Genomic DNA, 18178 nt, shown 5'->3' with positions numbered 1-18178 from the left:
TGGTTCGACGTCGGAAACGTAGTTCGTCGCCGCCGGGCCCGCGCCGCGGGCGACCGGCGCGCGAGCCGCGGGCCGCGGGCCGCGGGCCGCGAGCCGCGCTCGGTCGCGCCGGGTGCCGGCGCCGACCGGCGCAGCCGGCAGCCGGCGGGCGGCAGCCGGCGGCTGCCGGCGCACAACCAAAAGCACGCGGAGCCGCGCGGATGCGTGGTTCCGGGCGACTTTGGTTGTGCGGTGCGGCAGCGCGCCCGCCGCGGCGCGGCAGCGCGCGACGGCAGCGCGCGCCCGCGCGCCGCGTCAGTACCGGTAGTGCTCGGGCTTGTAGGGGCCCTCGACCGGGACACCGATGTACGCCGCCTGCTCCGGCCGGAGCTCGGTCAGCGCGACCCCGAGCGCGTCGAGGTGCAGCCGCGCCACCTTCTCGTCGAGGTGCTTCGGCAGCACGTACACCCCCGTCGGGTACTCGGCGCGGCGGGTGTGCAGCTCGATCTGGGCGAGCACCTGGTTCGTGAAGGAGTTGCTCATCACGAAGGACGGGTGCCCCGTGGCGTTGCCGAGGTTCATGAGCCGCCCCTCGGAGAGCACGAGGATCGACCGGCCCGTCGGCAGACGCCACTCGTGCACCTGCGGCTTGATCTCGACCTTCTCGACACCCGGCAGGGACTCGAGGCCGGCCATGTCGATCTCGTTGTCGAAGTGCCCCACGTTCGCGACGATCGCGAGGTGCTTCAGCGCGAGCATCTCGTCGACACCGACGACACCGAGGTTGCCCGTGCACGTGACGACCATGTCGACCTGGTCGGCGACGTCCGCGAGGCGCGCCACCTGGTACCCGTCCATCGCGGCCTGGAGCGCGCAGATCGGGTCGACCTCGGACACGATCACGCGGGCGCCCTGCCCGCGGAGCGCCTCGGCCGCCCCCTTGCCGACGTCGCCGTAGCCCACGACGAACGCGACCTTGCCGCCGATCAGCACGTCGGTCGCCCGGTTGAGCCCGTCGGGCAGCGAGTGCCGGATGCCGTACTTGTTGTCGAACTTCGACTTCGTGACGGAGTCGTTGACGTTGATCGCCGGGAACTTCAGCTCGCCGGTGCGTGACAGCTCGTAGAGGCGGTGCACGCCGGTGGTGGTCTCCTCGGTCACGCCCTCGATCTCGGCCGCGATGCGGGTCCAGCGGTCCGACGACTCCTGCAGTGAGGCGGCGACGGTGTCGAGGACGATCTTCCACTCGGTGCTCGCGTCCGCCCCGGCATCGGGCACACGGCCGGCGGCTTCGGCATCGGCGCCGGTGTGCACGAGCATCGTGGCGTCGCCGCCGTCGTCGAGGATGAGGTTCGGGCCGATCCAGTCGGCGGAGGCGGCTGCGGCCTCGGCCGACCAGTCGAAGATCCGGCTGGTGCACCACCAGTACTCCTCGAGCGTCTCGCCCTTCCACGCGAACACGGGGACGCCGGCCGGCGACTCAGGCGTGCCGGTCGGGCCGACGGCGATGGCAGCGGCGGCTTCGTCCTGCGTGGAGAAGATGTTGCAGCTCGCCCACCGGACCTGCGCACCGAGCGCGACGAGCGTCTCGATGAGGACGGCCGTCTGCACCGTCATGTGCAGCGAACCCGCGATGCGCGCGCCGGCGAGCGGCTGCGACGCGCCGAACTCCTCGCGCAGGGACATGAGCCCCGGCATCTCGTTCTCGGCGAGGCGGATCTGGTGGCGCCCCGCCTCGGCGAGGGCGAGGTCGGCGACGCGGAACGGTGCTGCGGTACGGGCTTCGGTGGGCATGCGGCCCAGTCTTCCACGCCGGGAGGCGCGGGTCGTCAGCCGACGTCGGTGCCGTGAGCCGCGCCTCCTGGGATCCCCCTGTGGAGGACCGGACCCGACCGCGTCAGTCCGCGTCGCGACGGAGCGGCTCGCGCCGCACCACCTGCCACCCGCGCGGGACGCGCAGCTGCGCCGCGTGGCGGGCGCAGAGGTCGTAGCCGTGGGGCTCGACGCGGGTGGAGAGGGGGCCGACGACGACCATGGAGTCCCCGTAGTCGTACGTCAGGGTCGCCGAGGCGCTCGCGCCACAGGCGACCTTGCTGCAGATCCTCACGTCCATACCGCCACCGACCCTATCGGAGCAGGGCGGCACCGCCCGCGCCGCGTACGATGTGGGGATGCGTCGCAGGACTCGTCTCGTCACACCCGTCGACCGGGGCCGCGGTCGGTCCCGGCACGGACGCGGCGGACGGTCCAGCGTGACCGGTCCGGACCTCGCGCCGATCATCACCCGCGCCGAGACGTTCGACCGCATCGTCGGCGACACCGCGCACTACCTGCTCGGGCTCTGGCCGGCCGAGCTCGAGGGCGTCGTGTTCCAGGTCGCGGACATGCCGACGGACTCGACCCTGCCGGACCACATGCCCCGGTGGCGTGTGGACCGCGAGCAGCGCCGCGTGACCGTGTTCCGCGTCCCGGTGGAGCGGGTCACCCGCAGTCCCGAGAAGGACGACACCGACAAGCGCATCATCATCGAGACCGCGGTGTTCCGCGCCGTGGGCGAGCTGATCGACAAGGACCCCTGGGACCTGGCGCCGGACCGCTACCGCCACTGGTGACGCAGCGCGCCACGGCTCAGGGGTAGACCCGGACCGGCGTCGAGACCTCGGTCGCCGCCCGCACCGGGAAGCCGGCGATGCCGTCGTCGCCCATGTAGGTCACCCCGGCGACGAGCCCCTCGGTCCCCTGCAGCTCGAGCTGCTTCGCGACCGGGACGACCACGGTGCGCACACCACCGGCGACGACCTGCACGTCCTGCGTCTCGTCGCCGGAGCGGATCGTGACGTCGGCGTCGGAGCGCGTCGGGTTGACGAGCGTGAGGCGCTGGTTCTCACCGGGCGCGACCGCCGTGATGGTGGACTCGCCGAGCGGGTCGGCGGAGGCGAACCACCCGACGTCCGTGCGTCCGTCGTAGGTGGGCGTGGTCGTGCGGGCGCCGGCGACGAGCGGCTCGGTCGACGTGACGGTGAAGGCGTAGCGACCGTCCGGGAAGTCGTCGAGCGTGACGTCGGTGACGACACCGGGCTCGGCGGTGGCGTTCACGGTGGACCCGCCCCCGTCGGCGGTGGTGATGCCGAGGGTCACGCGGGCCGCCTTCGTGCCGGGCACGAACAGCCGGACGATCGGCGCGGCGTCGGCCGTGTCGTCGCCGCGCTGGGCCTCTTGGGCACCGTCGAGGACCACGCCCGGGATGATCTGCGACGTCGAGGGCGCCGCACCGCCGGAGATGATGTCGAACCCACCGGGGGTGAGGGTGCGGACGATGGACTCCTGCATGTGGGCGACGATCTGGCCGCCGGAGGACTCGACGTGCACGACGGTCGAGCCCTGGTCGGAGACGAACCCGGACAGCGGGACGACCTTCTGGGTGTTCGGCGCGACGACGATGCCGGTCGTGCCGGGAGCGCTGACCGTGCCGGAACCGTCGTAGATCGACAGGTCGACGGTCGCGTTCACGTCGGTCGGGTTCGACAGCGTGACGAGGCTCGTACGGCCGGTCTCGGTGGACCCGCCGACCAGCCAGGTGGACTGGCTCGGGTCGTCGCACGACGCGGCACCGACGCCGACGACGTCCCCGCTCGCGACGCTCTGGTAGCTGCTGCCGGCGACCTGCGGGGTGGTGTCCCCCGCCGGAGCGGTCAGGAGGCGCGGCTTGCTCCCGCCGGTCGCGGAGTCGTCGAGGCCGGAGCGCTCGACGCTCGACCCGGTGGTCGCGGTGGCGACGGTGGCCGAGCCGACGGTGCTCGCCTTCGTCGCGTCGTTGCCGGCGTCGTCCGAGAGCCGGAGCGCGTTGCCCGCGCAGACGCGCTCGGCGTCGGCCGGGACGGGTGTCACCGTCTTGCCCGCGGGACGACCCGGGTCGGTGTCGGTGCCGAGGGCGTGCGCCGCGGTGACGGCTCCGGCGGCGACCACGACGGCGATCGCGGTCGCCGTGCCGCGGACGACCCAGCGGCGGACGGAGGCGGGGGTACGGCTCATTCGTCGCGCTCCTCGTCGAAGGTGGTGGCGGGTTCCTCGGCCTCGATGACGTTCGAGGTGGCACGGCGTCGACGGGGCGCGGTGGGCACCGCCAGCAGGGCCGCGGCGCCGAACACGACCCCGAGGACCACGAGGTAGAGCACGTGCGTCGCCTGTGCCCCGGCCGACCCGGTGGACGGGCGGTCGACGTCGCCCTCGTAGTGGAACAGCTGGCCGCTCGTCGTCTCACCGATGCTCGTGAACAGCGCGTTCTGACCGATCGCCCCGGCTGCACGGTCGTGGACCGCCTGCGCGGAGGAACCGTCGGGGGCGTCGTCGAGCAGGACGAAGCTCACGCCGAGCTGCCGCAGTGCGGGCTCGGGGTCGTACCCGCTCCGGCTCGCCAGGTTGCCGGCGAGGGTCGCGAGCTGCGCACCGGACCGGCTGAGCGTGAGTGCCGTCGAGTCGAGGGTGGTCTGGTCGTCGAGCGTCGAACCCTGACCGCGTTCGAGCGACACCGCGAGCGAGCCGTCGTCCTGCGGGTCGACGACGAGCGTGCCGACGTCGGGGTTGGCCTGCGCCTCGGCGTTCACGTAGGCGCTGAGCACCCGGCCGGAGGTCGGCTGGATCACCGCGTTGCCGAGGTAGAACGCCCCGAACGCCGGTGCCACGGTGACGGCGGCGACCACGGTCGTCACGAGTCCCGCGACCGGGGCGGTCCGCGGCAGCACGTCGATCCCGATGCAGGCGGCGGCGACGATGCCGAACCAGTACACGCTCAGCCCGCTGCCCGGCCAGATGATCGTGGTCGTGGACCCGACCCCGGTGACGGTGACGTGGGTGGCGGCGAACGCGGTGGCGAAGCCGGCCAACGCGATGAGGAGCGTGGCTCCCGCGACGGCCCAGCGGTGGCCCAGCATCGCACCGATGGCGGCGACGGCCACCGGGAGCGCGAGCACCGCCATGAGGACCGGCAGGATCCAGGCGGCGAGCGCGAGCCCGGACGTGGTGGGCAGCCAGCCGCTCCAGTCCGGCACCGGCTGGCCGATGGCGAGCTGGAAGGCCGAGGGTGCGCGGGTGGCCGAGGGCACGCCCGGGTCCGCGAAGACGGCGAGCACGTTGCCGCGGGCGACCTGCGCGAGCACGAGCGGCAGGAAGAGCACGGCTGCCGGCACCGGGATGAACACCCGACGGTGCGCACGACGCCACCCGACGGCGAGCGACACGAGCCAGCCGAGCAGCAGCACCGGCACCAGCGACGGCGCCGAGGCTGCGATGACGGCGAAGAGCAGGGACGCGCCCGAGGCCCAGGCCCACGAGCGGTGCGCCTCGAGCACGGCGAGGAACAGCCAGGGCAGGAGGACGTGCGCGATCACGGCGCCGAGGTGCCCGCTCGTGACGGCACCGACGAGCGTCGGGGCGATCGTGTACAGCGCCGCGCCGATCACCGGGACCCAGGTGCGGGTCGTCAGCTTCCGCACCGCGAACCAGGCGCCGAGCGCGGCGAGCGGGAAAGCGACGAGCATCACGAGCACGACCGAGGTCGACGGCGACCAGAACGTGATCGAGCCGAGCACGGCGACGACCGCGGCGAACGGGTCGCTCGGCCCCGTGAACCCGGTGCCGATCGAGTGCCAGCCGTAGCCGACGTTCTGCCACAGCCGGGCGACGTCGGTGCTCAGCGGCAGGAGCCCGCCGCCGGTCAGCGCCGGCGAGCCGAGCAACGGGTACAGGGTCACGACGCTCAGGACCGCCGCGGCGAGGACGACCCAGATGCCGCCGTCGCCGAGGAACGACGCCCGGGCGATCGGTGCGTCCTCGACCCGGGCGAGCTCGACGTCGCGCGACGTGGTCCGCCGTTCGTGCACCCGGCGCCAGCTGACGCGGAGCGGCTCGACCGCCGCCCACCCGAGCTTCTTGCCGCGTGCGAGGACCCGGCGCGAGCGTCCGGTGCCGCCGCCGAAGGCGACCGAGAACGCCGCGGCGAGCTCGGCCCCGACCGCGGCCGGGTGCTTGGCGACGAGGTGCCCGACCGCGCGGCCGATCGCGAACGGCACGAGCGTGAGCCAGTGGATCCAGAGGACCCCGGCGGACGCGTAGGTCATCCGGCGGTGCAGCTGCGCCTGCCGGTGCATCCGGACGCGCCGCCCCTCGGAGACCCGCTTGCGCCCGAACTCCTCGATGGGTCCGGCGCTCGTCACGCGGGCCTCGGGCACGACGGCGACCCGGTGTCCGGCGAGGCGCACGCGCACGCAGAAGTCGAGCGCGGCGTCCACGTTCGGCAGGGCGGGGTCGAAGCCGCCGAGTTCGTTCCACACCGAGCGTCGGACGAGCATCCCGCCGGCGGCGACCGCCATCACGTCGGTGTTCCGGTCGTGCTGGCCCTGGTCGAGCTCGTCCTGCACGAGGACGATCGACCGGCCGAAGCGGGTCATGCTCTCGCCGAACGCCCGGAGCCGCGACGGGTCGTCGACGTCGACGAGCTTCGGCCCCGCGACGACCACGCTCGGCGCGATCTCGACCGCGGACAGGAGGTCGGCGAGGGCGGTGGGCGCCGGCGCGTTGTCGTGGCCGAGCAGCCAGAGCCACTCGTCGACGGGTTCGTCCGCGACCGCGGGCGGGGCCTCGCGTTCGCCGCGGGCGACCGCCTCGCCGAAGGGGCGACCGGCGGGCAGGCGCAGGAGTTCGGCGGAGCCGCCGAACGAGAGGTCGGTGGTCGAACCGTCGGTCGACCCGAGGTCGACGACGACGAGGTTCTCGGGGTGACGGGTCTGGGCGGCGAGCGCGTCCAGGGTCCGGTCGAGGTGGTCCGCCCCGTTGGCGGCGACGAGGATCGCGGTGACTCTGGGCTGCATGACGGGCGTCACTCTACGGTCTGGAGGCGCGGCTCGGCCTGCGGACGGCGGCGCGCCGTGAACCTGTGGGAGCCATCAACGACCGGTGCGCGTCGGACGCGCACCGTGCCTCCTGGACTGGCCAGGTGCGCGCTCAGGCGCGCTTTCGCAGCTTGCGGCGCTCGCGCTCGGACAGGCCGCCCCAGATGCCGAAGCGCTCGTCGTTCTCGAGCGCGTAGTCGAGGCACTGCGCCCGGACCTCGCACGAGGTGCAGATCTTCTTGGCCTCGCGCGTCGAGCCGCCCTTCTCGGGGAAGAACGCCTCGGGGTCGGTCTGCGCGCAGAGCGAGTCCACCTGCCAGGCGAGCGGGTTCTCCTCGTCGTCGGTCTCCGGACGCCGGACACCCGGGACGCCGAGCGACACGGGGTCGACGTGCCAGTCCTCCGGTACTCCGGCGTGGAAGTCGGAACCGTTCACCCTGATCACCCCTGACGTCTCGATAACGGGACCACAACGATCGCTGTCGTTGCCTGTAATTACAGCGGTGTCATTCGCGAGAGTCAAGTCGCGGATCATAGAAGGCACTGACGGTTCCGGCGTGTCATGTCCCCCGTACGGGCGTGTCGCGGCCGGTCTGTCGGGGTTTCGGGGGACAACTGACGCCCCCTCAGCCGGCCGCGACGGCCCGTCAGCCGATGCGGCGCCGGGCTTCCCAGGCGCTCGTGACCATCTCGTCGAGCGTGTGGCGCATCGCCCAGTCGAGGTCACGCGCAGCCGCTTCGCCCGTCGCGACGATCCGCGCGGGGTCACCGGCGCGTCGCGGCGCGATCTCGGGCTCGAACGCGATGCCGGTGCCCTTCGCCATGGCGTCCATGATCTGCCGGACGCTGACCCCGTCGCCGCTGCCGAGGTTGTACGCGCGCTCGAGGGTCTGGCCCGCCTCGAGCTTCTGCGCGGCGACCGCGTGCGAGTGCGCGAGGTCGGCGACGTGGATGTAGTCCCGCACGCAGGTGCCGTCGGGCGTGGCGTAGTCGTCGCCGTTGATCCGCGGCGTGCGACCGGCCAGCAGGGCGTCGAAGACGAGCGGGAAGAGGTTGTGCGGGCTGGCGTCGTACAGGTCCGGCTCCCCCGACCCGACGACGTTGAAGTAGCGCAGCGACGTCGTGGTGAAGCCCGCGGCGACCTCCATGTCGCGCAGCAGCCACTCGCCGATGAGCTTCGACTCGCCGTAGGGCGACTCCGGCGCCTTCGGGGTGTCCTCGACCACGGTGTCGACGTCCGGCGTGCCGTAGACGGCGGCGCTCGACGAGAACACCGCCTTGGTGACGCCGTTCTCCGCCATCGCCCGGAGGAGCGTCGCCATGCCGGTGACGTTCTGCTCGTAGGTGTGCAGCGGTCGCTCGACCGACACCCCCGCGTACTTGAACCCCGCGACGTGCACCACACCGGTGACGGCGTGCTCACGCAGCGTCCGGGCCACCAGCTCGCCGTCGAGGATCGTGCCCTCGACGAACGGCACGTCCTCGGGCACGAACGCCCGGAAGCCGCTCGAGAGGTCGTCGAACGCGACGGTGTCGATGCCCGCCGCACGCAGTGCTCGGACGACGTGGGACCCGATGTACCCGGCGCCGCCGGTGACCAGCCAACTCATGCTGGCCACGCTAGCGGAACCGGCGCGGCGTCAGACCGCCACGCGCTGCGGGTTCACGCACCCGTCGCGATGAAGACCGTGGACGCCAGACCGCTGCCGTTGTCGGCCTCGACCGTGACGTCGCCCTCGTCGGGGGTGATGTAGCAGGACTCCCCCTGGCGCAGCAGCGTCGCGGACTGCGCCCCGACGAGCGTCACCGCGCCCGCCGTGCAGATCGCGATCGAGGGGCCGTGCAGCGGCGCGACCCCGCCGGAGGCCAGGCCGACCGGGCGTCCGTCCCCCGTGACGCGGAGCAGCGCGAACCCGACGCCGTCCGGCGCGAAGCGCTCGACGCCGGCGGCGATCGGCTCGGGGGTCAGGACGGGTGCCGGGTACGCGGTGAAGTCGAGGACGTGCAGCAGCTCCGGGACGTCGACGTGCTTCGGCGTGAGCCCGCCGCGCAGGACGTTGTCGGAGGGGGCCATGAGCTCGATGCCGAGCCCGTCGAGGTAGGCGTGGATGTTGCCGGCGGGCAGGTACATCGCCTCACCCGCGGCGAGCGTCACGCGGTGCATGAGCAGGGAGACCACGATGCCGGGGTCGCCCGGGTAGCTCGTGCCGAGGTCGCGCACGGTCGCGGTGTTCGGGGTGACGGCGTCGTCGGGGAGCGCAGCAGCGAGGTCGCTCACGGCCTGCACGACGGCCTGCGCCGAGGAGTCGCCGGTCTCGAGCCACCGCACCGTGTCCTCGAGCCCGTGCTGCAGGTGCACGACCAGCGGGCCGAGCCGACCGGACCCGGCGTCGAGCGCCTCGACGTCGGCGAGCGTCTCGGCCACCGGGCGGAAGCCGCTCAGCGCCTCGAAGCGTTCGCTGAGCGCCACGACGAGCTCGGGCTTCGGGAACGGGTCCTTGTAGTTGCGGGCCGGGTCGTCGATCGGGACACCCGCCGCTTCCTCGCGCTCGAACCCCTCGCGCGCCTGCTCGGGTGTCGGGTGCGCCTGCAGCGAGAGCGGGGCGGCGGCCGCGAGGACCTTCAGCAGGAACGGGAGCCCCGTGCGGTCCGGTCCGAGGGCGTCCCGGGGCTCCGCGGTGATCCAGTCGAGCAGCGTGTCCGCGCCGCCGACCATCGCCGGGTTCACGACGACGCTCGGGCTGCCCGGGTGCGCGCCGAGCCAGAGTTCGGCCTGCGGTGCGCCGGTGACGGTCCGGCCGAGGAGCTCGGGGATGGCCGTGACGGATCCCCAGGCGTAGTCGCGGGGCGTGTTCGTGATGCCGAGGAACATGCGCACGAGCCTATCGGCGGTCGACGTGCGCTCCCCGGGTACCCTGGCGTCGTGACGAACACCTGGCCGTTGGCGCGCGGATCCGTGCCCGAGCGCGAGGCGTTCGCATTCGGCGCGACGATCCTGTTCGTGCTCTTCGCCGGCGACGCCGTGCCGAACACGCTCACGTGGGTCGGCGCCGGACTGCTCTGGGCGGCCGCCGGGGTCTGGGCCACGACGATCATCGTCCGGGCCCGCCCGCCGCTCACCCGGACACCGCGTGCGCTCTGGCTCTTCCTCGCCTGGTGCCTGGTGTCCGTGGTGTGGTCGCACTGGCGGTTCGCGACGATCTCGAGCCTCGCGGTCCAGGTGATCTGCGCGGGCGCGGCCTTCGCGATCGCCTCGACCCTGACGTGGCGGCGGATCACCGACGCGCTGAGCCTCGCGCTGCGCTGGGTCCTGATGGGGTCGCTGCTCTTCGAGGCCTTCGTCGCGGTCGTCCTCCGGCACCCGATCGCACCGGCGTGGACGGACTACGGCGACCGGAAGATCCCGGACGCCTTCTACTTCTCACGCGCCGAGCTCTTCACCGGCGGGCGCATCCAGGGTCTCCCCGGCAACGCGAACCTGCTCGCGATGGTCGCGCTCCTCGCCGTGATCGCCGTCGCCGTCCAGTACGCCGAGGGGCGACTCCGACGCAACCGCGCGATCGGCTGGACCGTCGTGGCCCTCGTCGTCCTCGCACTCACCCGCTCCTCGACCGTGCTGGCCGCCGGGCTCGTCGTCCTCGTCGCGCTCGCCGTCGCACTCTGGATCCGCCGGGTCCCGACCGAACGACGGACACCTCGCTACCTCGCCGTCGCCGTCGGGGCCGTGGTCGTCGCCGTGCTCGGGTTCCTCGCCCGCGGCCAGGTGTCCGAGCTGCTCGGCAAGGGTTCGGACGCGACCGGCCGCGGCGTGATCTGGGAGCGGGTCATCGGGCTCATCCAGGAGCACACCGTCGTCGGCTGGGGCTGGATCGGCTACTGGTGGCCGGGCATCCCGACCCTCGCGGACCTCGCGCACCGCAAGGGCGTGACCTACCTGCAGGCGCACGACGCCTACCTCGACGTGTGGATGCAGACCGGTGTCATCGGACTGGCGATCTTCGTGGTCTACGTGGTCACGACCCTCAGCCGGTCGTGGGCCTCGGCCACCCGGATCGGCTACGACGCATCGCTCTCCCCCCGTCCGTTCGACCCGGTGTCGCTCCTGCCGCTGCTCGTCGTCGTGGCGCTGCTCGTGCAGTCGGTCGCCGAGTCACGACTGCTCTACCAGGGCAACTGGGTCCTGTTCGCCCTCATCGCGATCAAGACCCGGATCGTGCTCGTCGGCGAGGAGCCCGTGTCCGCCGGTGACGGTCCCCGCACGCCCCCGGCCCGCCGCGAGTTCCGGACGCCCGCGCGCCGCTGACCCGAGCCCGCCCCGGCCCCCGACACCGGTCCCGTCGTCACGGCCGCTCGACCAGGCGGTCGCACGGCACCGCGGCCCGCCACGGCGCGGTCCGGAGCACGACGGACGGCAGCGTCGGGTCGGCGCGACAGGCCTCGGCGGCCGCGGGGACCTGCGCGGACCAGACCGGGCCGGCGCTCCGCCGGGTCGTCCCCGGAGCGGCGTTCCAGGCGGCGGCGACGACCACCGCGGCGACCACGCACCACGCGAGCACGACCGCGACCAGCCGGCCCGCGGTCGCCGACCGGCCGACTGTCGGACCGGACCGACCCGCACCGGGCCGACCCGCGCCTCCCGGCACTCCCACCGACCCGATGACCACGGACGCCGCCACCACCGCTCCCGACACGAGCAGCAGCCCGGACGCTGCCGCGTACCGCTGCGGTCCCACCGCCAGCGCGGCCGGCCCGAGTGCCACCCAGTCCTGCACCGCCGACCCGTTCGCCACCAGCGCTGCCCACCACACCACCAGGGAGCCCCCGGCGAGGGCGACCACGACCCACCGCGCACGCCCCCGGCCGAGCACCACGGCCGTCACGAGCACGACCACCAGCAGGGCGGTCGGCAGGACGACCACGCCCCACCCGTGCGCGTGCACCGTCTCCGCCACGACACCGACCCGACGGTCCCACGCGCCCCCGAGCGGCTGCAGCAGGTACCCGGCGAGCACATCGGAGGCGCGCGGCTCGCCCGGGCGGGACGTTCGCGGGTCCGTGAGCGCCGTCGCGACCTGCACCGCGCTGCCGACGACCGCCGCCAGGGTGACCGGCAGCGGGCGGAGGTCCACCCGTCCGGTGGCCGTGCGTCGCAGCGGGAGCCAGGCGACCAGCAGGAGCGGGAGGAACAGCGTCGCCTGGACCTCGCTGAGCACGCCGAGGGCCGTGACCACGGCGAGCGCCACCGCTCCCCACCAGGTCCGGGCACGGTGCGTGTACAGCCACGGCACCAGGACGAGCACGTACCAGTGCAGGTTCGCCGCGGTGCCGCTGATCTCGACGGGGGCGAGCGGCAGGACGACGGGGACCGCGGCGAGCAGGACCCGGAGCGGCCACGGCCGGACGACGTCACCGGAGAGCAGGAACACGAGCGCGCAGACGACCCCGACGACCAGGCAGGACAGGCCCGACACCGCGACCGCGTACCGCTCGACGGGCAGGAGCCAGGCGAGGTCGACGACGATGCGCGGGACGAGGTGGCGGTACCCGGCGTACGGCTCCAGGACGGCGCCGGGGCCGAGTGCGAGCCGCTCGCGGAGGAACACCCCGCCGTCCTCGGCCCACGCCGTCCCGCGGGTCACCGGGCCGAGCCGCCACCAGGCCACGGCCGTGACGGACCCACCGAAGACCGCAGCGACCGTCGGTGCGCCGTACAGCCGCCACCCGCGCGCCATGGTGCGGCGATCGTACCGCCGACATCGCGGATCGTGGATATCCGCGCGGGGGTGCAGCCGTCGTGTCGCGGACGTCCGGGGCACGCCGATCGAGGCCGCCGCCGGCTCGGTGCAGGGCGCGACGCCGGGGCGTCCACCTGCCGACGAGGCCGGATGGGCCAAGATGGTGAGGTGACGGACGGCCGGGTGACCAGACGCGTGCTCGCGCGACGGTACCTGTCGGCGTGGATCGGGTTCTCCGCGGGCGGCCGGTTCAGCCAGGCACTCGCGACCGTGATCGTGCTCTTCGCGTTCGCGCAGCCCACGGTGACCGCGCTCGTCGGTCGTGCCGGTGTGTGGGCCGTGCTCGTCACGCTGTTCGTCCTCGCCGGCCTGAGCCTGCTCGGGCAGCGGTACCGGATCGAGTGGCACGGGGTGCTCCCCCTCTCGCTCCTGGCGTTCGTCGGGTACTGCGCGTTGAGCGTCCTCTGGAGCGAGTACTCGTGGGTGGCGCTCCGGGGGCTGGTCGGCACGGTCTGCTTCATCGGGCTCGGGCTCTACCTCGCGCTCGGCCGCGACCTGGTGCAGGTCATCCGGGCGTCCGGCGACGCCTTCCGGATCCTGCTGGTGGTCGCGCTCGGCCTCGAGGTCCTGTCCGGCCTCGTCCTCGACACCCCGATCCCGGCGTTCGGCATCCAGGGCAACATCGCGTACGGCGGCCCGATCCAGGGCATCGGCGGGACCCGGAACTTCATGGGGTTCATCGCCGCGATGGCGCTGGTGACGTTCGTGGTGGAGTTCCTCACCCGCTCGGTCACGATGTGGCGTGCGATCGGCTCGACCACCCTCGCCGTCATCGCCCTGATGCTCGTGCAGTCCCCCATCACCGGGCTCGCGATGATCGCCCTGGCCGTGACCGCCCTCGCGCTGTGGTCGCTCCGGCACGCCCGACCGACGACCCGGCCGGTGGTGAACGGCGTGCTCGGCGGGGCGGTCCTGCTCATGATCGGCCTCGGCATCGTCGCCCGGCACCGGGTCCTCGCCGAGATCGGGGCGGCCGGGGGCACGGCGACCCGGGTGGACCTCTGGGCGCAGATCCGCGTGTTCGTGAGCCAGTTCCCCATCCAGGGCTGGGGCTGGGTCGGCACGTGGCCGCACGAGGCCGTGGTGCCCTACGTGACGTTCATCGACCCGGCCGGGCAGCGGTTCACGTCGGGCCTCAACGCGTTCGTCGACGCGTGGCTGCAGATCGGGCTCGCGGGCACGATCATCCTCGCCGTGACGGCGCTGCTCGCGTTCGCGCGGGCGTGGGTCACGGCGACGACGTTCCCGGGGGTCGCCTACGTGTGGCCGGCGGCGGTGCTGGTGCTGCTGGGCGTCACGAGTGCGGCGGAGAGCTACCTGCTGCACGGGGCCGGGCTGATGGTGTTCGTCGCCGTGCTCGTGATCGCCGCGCGGCGGCGGTCGTGGCGGCGGCACCTGCCGCGCGGCTGACGGATCCGGCGCGGCCGGCGGGTCCAGGAGGCGCGACCCGCCCTGACAGCGCCAGCCGCGCCTCCAGGCGGTCGCCTCCCCCGAACACGGGCCGCATCCCTGAGCGGAACCACAGGCTGGGACGCTGCGGGCGCCAATACGATTCCAAGGCGCCCGAGCGGGCGCCGCCCGGCGGTCCCGTCGGCGAGCTCCGAGGGGGAACCGTGCCGTCGCGCCGTCTGATCACCGTCCTGGCCGCCGCGGCGGTCTTCCTCGCGGGAGCGGTCGCGGTCCCCGCAGCAGCCTCGGCGACCCCTGCACCGACCGCGTCGGCCACCACCGCGGACCCCGGCGACGTGCAGCCGCACGGGTGGCGGTACTCGCCCGCCGACACCCGTCGGATCTGGTCGGGGACGATCGGCACCACGGCCCGGAACATCGAGCTCGATCCTGGTCTCCCCGTCGGCACCGGCATCGGTGGCCTGGTCCTGAACGTCGAGGTCGCCGACCCGTCGCACGCCGGGTACCTCCGCGTGACGCCGCGGTACGGGAGCGGCACGTCGGTCGTGACCCAGGACTTCGCCGCACACCAGACCATCTCCTCACTCGTCACCGTCGGCGGCTCCGGCTCGACGATCACGCTGAAGACCTCGGCCGGGTCGGCCCGCGTGTACGTCGACCTCGCGGGCACGTACGACGCGGACGGCACGACGACGTTCACGCCCACACCGCCCACCCGCGCGTTCTCGGCGGCCGTCGGCACCGCACCCGTCCGGGTGCCGCTCGCAGGCACGCACGGGATCCCGGCCGACGCGGCAGCGGTCGTCCTCACGGCCGAGGTGTCCGCCCCGACCGCGACGGGCTACGTCCGGGTGACCCCGTACGGCCGCGACGCCCAGGTCGCCGCCCAGGAGTTCACTCCCGGACGCACCGTGTCGAACCTGCAGGTCGTGAAGCTCCGCTCCGGTTCCGCACAGGTGCGGCTCTCCGCCGGCCGGGCGCACGTCTTCCTCGACGTCTCCGGCTACTACCGCAACGGCGACGACGACGCGGTCTTCGTCCCCGTCGCACCGACCCGAGTGCTCGCCACCACCGTCGGACAGACCCCCGTGGCCACACCGGTGAGCGGACGCGCCGCCCTCCCGACGGCCGTGCGGGCCGTCACCGGGTCCGTCGAGGTCACCCGACCGTCGGCACCCGGGTACGTCCGTGTCACGCCGGCCGGCACCGATGCCCAGGTCGCCACGCAGGAGTTCGGCGCCGGGCAGTCGATCGCCGGTGCGGTGCTCACGGCCGCCACGATCGGGGACCTGGCGAGCACCGCGCAGGTCTCGGTGTCGCGCGGAACCGCCGTGGTGCACGTCGACGTCACCGGCTACTTCGTCGACCGTCGGACCGGTGTCGGGACGGGCGTCGTCGTCAACGGGGAGGACTGCACCGGCGGGCCGACCTCCGACCCGTCGTCGTACGCGCGTCCGCAGTTCACGATCCTCCGGATGGCCCCGCGGACGAACACGTACGCCCTGTGTCCCGCAGCGCTCGCCGTCGCGACGTCCGGCACCGGCACGACGAACCAGGAGGCCGTGCAGTACGCCGTCACCCTCTTCAACTGGGGCGCGTCGACCGCTGCGGCGTCCCCCGCCGGCGCCCGCGCCCGCCCGTGGCCGCTGTCCGACCAGACCCCGAACGGCGGTCCGGTCGTCGCCGGAAATCCCTACGGCACGTGCACCGGAGCCCAGGACCCGGCGTGCTCGTACGTCCTCGGCTACTGGCAGGCATGGGACGCCGCCCAGAACCACGGGCTCCCGGACCCCGCCGGCCACCGCTGGTGGTTGTCCGTGGAGAGCGACTTCGCAGACTTCTCGGTCGCCGACGACACGGCCTTCGTCGAGGGAGCCGCCGCGTACCTCGGGTCGCTCGGCGTGCCGGTGGGCGTCCGCACCGCACCGTCGGTCGCACGGCTGCTGTTCGGGACCGTGCCCGCGACCAGTCCCCTGCACGGCATGGAGACGTCGCTGATCAACCCGCACGACCTCACGGGGCTCCACCAGGACTGCCGGAACACCTCGCTGTTCGGCGGGCCGATCGTCTCGGCGTCCGACGAGGCACACACGGTCGTCGCCTGCCGCTGACTCCCGATCCGTTGCATCGTGCACCTAGACTGCCGGAGACCGTCAGGGGGCGGTCCACGAACCTGGGGAAGAACCACATGCGCCTGCACCGACGCCTCGCACTCGCCCTGACCACCGCGCTCGTCGCCACCGCCGTCGCCGTCGTCGCACCGGTCTCGACCGCGCAGGCCGCGGCCCCGACGACCGGCCGGTACACGCCGATCGACACGACCCGCGTCTGGTCCGGCGCCCTGACGACGTCGCCGAAGGTGGTGAAGATCGCCGGGAACGCAGGGGTCCCCGCGAACGCCACGGCCGTCGTCGTCAACGTCGAGGTCGCCAAGCCCACCGCGGCCGGCTACGTCCGCGTCACCCCGGCGGGCAAGGACGCCACCGTCGCGACGCAGGACTTCGCCGCCGGGCAGACGATCGCGAACCTCGTCACCGTGCGGCTCGTGAACGGCTCGATCCAGGCGAAGCTCTCGAAGGGCACGGCGAGCGGGTACTTCGACGTCGCCGGGTACTACGCCGACGGCTCCGGTGCCACCTACACCCCGCTCGACGCCGCGCGGGTGTTCGGCGCCACGGTGGGCACCACGCCGACGCAGGTGCCCCTCGCCGGCCGCGCCGGGATCCCGGCCGACGCGACCGCCGTCGCCGTGAACGTGCAGGTCAGCAACCCGACGGTCGCCGGGTACGTCCGCGTCACCACGGCCGGGCAGGACCCCTCCGTCGTGACGCAGCTCTACTCGGCCGGTCAGGCGCTGTCGAACCTCGCGATCGTGAAGCTCTCCGACGACGGTGCCGCCCAGGTGAAGCTCTCGAAGGGCTCGGGCACGGTCTACATGGACGTCGCCGGCTACTACTCGAACTCGTCCACCGGTTCGGTGTTCGTCCCGATCGACACCACCCGTGCGTTCGCCGGCTCGGTGTCCGCCACCGCGGGGACCATCCGACTGTCCGGTGTCGCGGGCGTCCCCGGGACCGCCACGGCCGTCGTCGCGAACGCCGAGACGACGAAGCCCACCACGGCCGCGTACCTCCGCGTCACGCCCGCGGGCCAGGACCCCCAGGTCGCGACGCAGGTGTTCGACGCTGGCACCTCGGTCGCGAACCTCGTCGTCGCGAAGGTCACCGGGTCGAGCGTCGACCGCCGGGTGCAGGCGAAGGTGTCGAAGGGCTCCGCACAGCTGCACCTCGACGTCGCGGGGTACTTCCTCGACGGGTCGAGCGGTTCCGGCTTCGGGGCCGACGTCTCGTGGCCGCAGGGCGGGTCCTCGTCGAACTACCCGTCGAACCAGGCGTTCGGCGTCGTCGGCGTGAACGGCTCGCTGCCGAACCAGGACAACCAGTACCTGACCCCGCAGCTCGCGTGGGCCGCGGGGTCGGCCGGGGGCACGTCGCAGCCGAAGGCGCAGCTCTACGCCCTCGCCGCGAACCCCGGCAAGGCCGCCTCGGTCTGGCCGTCGTCCAACCGGGACCCGTCGGGCACGACCGTGTCCAACCCGTACGGCACGTGCACGGCGAAGGCGTACACCAGCGCCTGCTCGTACATGTACGGCTACACCCGTGCGTACGAGGCCGCGAACACCCGCGGCGTCCCGAATCCCTCGTCGTACCGCTGGTGGATCGACGTCGAGACGGGCCTCTCGTGGCTCGGGGCCTCCGACGCGAAGGACTACCAGACGCAGAACCGCGCCGACATCGAGGGCATGGTCGCCGCGCTCAAGGCCGCGGGCGTCTCGACGATCGGCATCTACTCGACGGGGTACCAGTTCGGGCAGATCGTGGGGACCGTCCCGTCGACCTCGACGCTCCGCGGGCTGCCGAGCTGGATCGCGGTGGGCAACGACGGCGTCGCGGCGGCGCAGAAGGCGTGCTCGGCCGGCGGCCTCACCGCGGGCAGCCAGGTGCGGATGGCCCAGTACGTCGTGGGGAACCAGGACTACAACGTGAGCTGCGTCTGAGCCGCATCCCCTTCACGGACTGGAGGCGCGGTGCCAGCTGGCACCGCGCC

General features: G+C 73.3%; 13 protein-coding genes. 5 read left to right on the top strand and 8 right to left on the bottom strand.

What is annotated here, in order from left to right; all coding sequences use genetic code 11:
* Positions 1–294 precede the first annotated feature (294 nt).
* On the bottom strand, positions 295–1773 hold the full coding sequence (gene ahcY / locus BIV03_RS16110; protein WP_071296415.1) for an adenosylhomocysteinase: 1479 nt from the start codon (positions 1771–1773) through the stop codon (positions 295–297).
* Positions 1774–1876: 103 nt separating this feature from the next.
* Positions 1877–2092, bottom strand: coding sequence for a DUF3499 family protein (locus tag BIV03_RS16105; protein WP_070418494.1), 216 nt, complete (start codon positions 2090–2092; stop codon positions 1877–1879).
* A 139-nt stretch (positions 2093–2231) separates the two neighbouring features.
* Between BIV03_RS16105 and BIV03_RS16100 the strand changes: the two genes are divergently transcribed.
* The gene (locus tag BIV03_RS16100) at positions 2232–2591 is read left to right on the top strand and encodes a metallopeptidase family protein (RefSeq protein ID WP_254789530.1); all 360 of its coding nucleotides are present in this window, start codon (positions 2232–2234) and stop codon (positions 2589–2591) included.
* A gap of 16 nt (positions 2592–2607) precedes the next feature.
* Here BIV03_RS16100 and BIV03_RS16095 read toward each other — a convergent pair whose 3' ends face one another.
* The 5 genes from BIV03_RS16095 to manA form a co-directional block, all read right to left on the bottom strand.
* A complete protein-coding gene (locus BIV03_RS16095) occupies positions 2608–4011 on the bottom strand; it encodes a DUF5719 family protein (RefSeq protein WP_070418492.1) in 1404 nt (467 codons plus the stop codon).
* The gene (locus BIV03_RS16090) at positions 4008–6845 is read right to left on the bottom strand and encodes a glycosyltransferase family 2 protein (RefSeq protein ID WP_071296414.1); all 2838 of its coding nucleotides are present in this window, start codon (positions 6843–6845) and stop codon (positions 4008–4010) included. Before BIV03_RS16090 ends, BIV03_RS16095 begins: the two co-directional genes overlap by 4 nt.
* A gap of 133 nt (positions 6846–6978) precedes the next feature.
* Positions 6979–7302 (bottom strand): WhiB family transcriptional regulator, encoded by a 324-nt coding sequence (locus tag BIV03_RS16085; protein ID WP_139202028.1) that lies wholly within the window; start codon positions 7300–7302, stop codon positions 6979–6981.
* A 211-nt stretch (positions 7303–7513) separates the two neighbouring features.
* Complete coding sequence (galE, locus tag BIV03_RS16080) at positions 7514–8476, bottom strand: UDP-glucose 4-epimerase GalE (protein ID WP_070418491.1); 963 nt, start codon at positions 8474–8476, stop codon at positions 7514–7516.
* Between the two features lie 53 nt (positions 8477–8529).
* The gene (gene manA, locus BIV03_RS16075) at positions 8530–9738 is read right to left on the bottom strand and encodes a mannose-6-phosphate isomerase, class I (protein ID WP_071296413.1); all 1209 of its coding nucleotides are present in this window, start codon (positions 9736–9738) and stop codon (positions 8530–8532) included.
* Between the two features lie 51 nt (positions 9739–9789).
* Here manA and BIV03_RS16070 point away from each other — a divergent pair, with 51 nt between their 5' ends.
* The gene (locus tag BIV03_RS16070; RefSeq protein ID WP_139202027.1) at positions 9790–11169 is read left to right on the top strand and encodes an O-antigen ligase; all 1380 of its coding nucleotides are present in this window, start codon (positions 9790–9792) and stop codon (positions 11167–11169) included.
* 37 nt (positions 11170–11206) lie between these two features.
* Here BIV03_RS16070 and BIV03_RS16065 read toward each other — a convergent pair whose 3' ends face one another.
* Positions 11207–12598, bottom strand: a complete 1392-nt coding sequence (locus BIV03_RS16065) for a hypothetical protein (protein WP_071296411.1) — start codon at positions 12596–12598, stop codon at positions 11207–11209.
* 186 nt (positions 12599–12784) lie between these two features.
* Between BIV03_RS16065 and BIV03_RS19225 the strand changes: the two genes are divergently transcribed.
* The 3 genes from BIV03_RS19225 to BIV03_RS16050 all read left to right on the top strand — a co-directional run bounded on the left by BIV03_RS19225 (position 12785) and on the right by BIV03_RS16050 (position 18128).
* The gene (locus tag BIV03_RS19225) at positions 12785–14071 is read left to right on the top strand and encodes an O-antigen ligase family protein (RefSeq protein WP_139202026.1); all 1287 of its coding nucleotides are present in this window, start codon (positions 12785–12787) and stop codon (positions 14069–14071) included.
* A 203-nt stretch (positions 14072–14274) separates the two neighbouring features.
* Positions 14275–16182 (top strand): hypothetical protein, encoded by a 1908-nt coding sequence (locus tag BIV03_RS16055; RefSeq protein WP_071296410.1) that lies wholly within the window; start codon positions 14275–14277, stop codon positions 16180–16182.
* Positions 16183–16259: 77 nt separating this feature from the next.
* Positions 16260–18128, top strand: coding sequence for a hypothetical protein (locus tag BIV03_RS16050; protein WP_071296409.1), 1869 nt, complete (start codon positions 16260–16262; stop codon positions 18126–18128).
* Positions 18129–18178: the final 50 nt, after the last annotated feature.

It is taken from the genome of Curtobacterium sp. MCBA15_016, from assembly GCF_001865105.1.
In the GTDB taxonomy this organism is placed as follows: domain Bacteria; phylum Actinomycetota; class Actinomycetes; order Actinomycetales; family Microbacteriaceae; genus Curtobacterium.
Note: the sequence above shows the minus strand (reverse complement) of the source record. Positions and strands in the feature narration are given on the sequence as shown.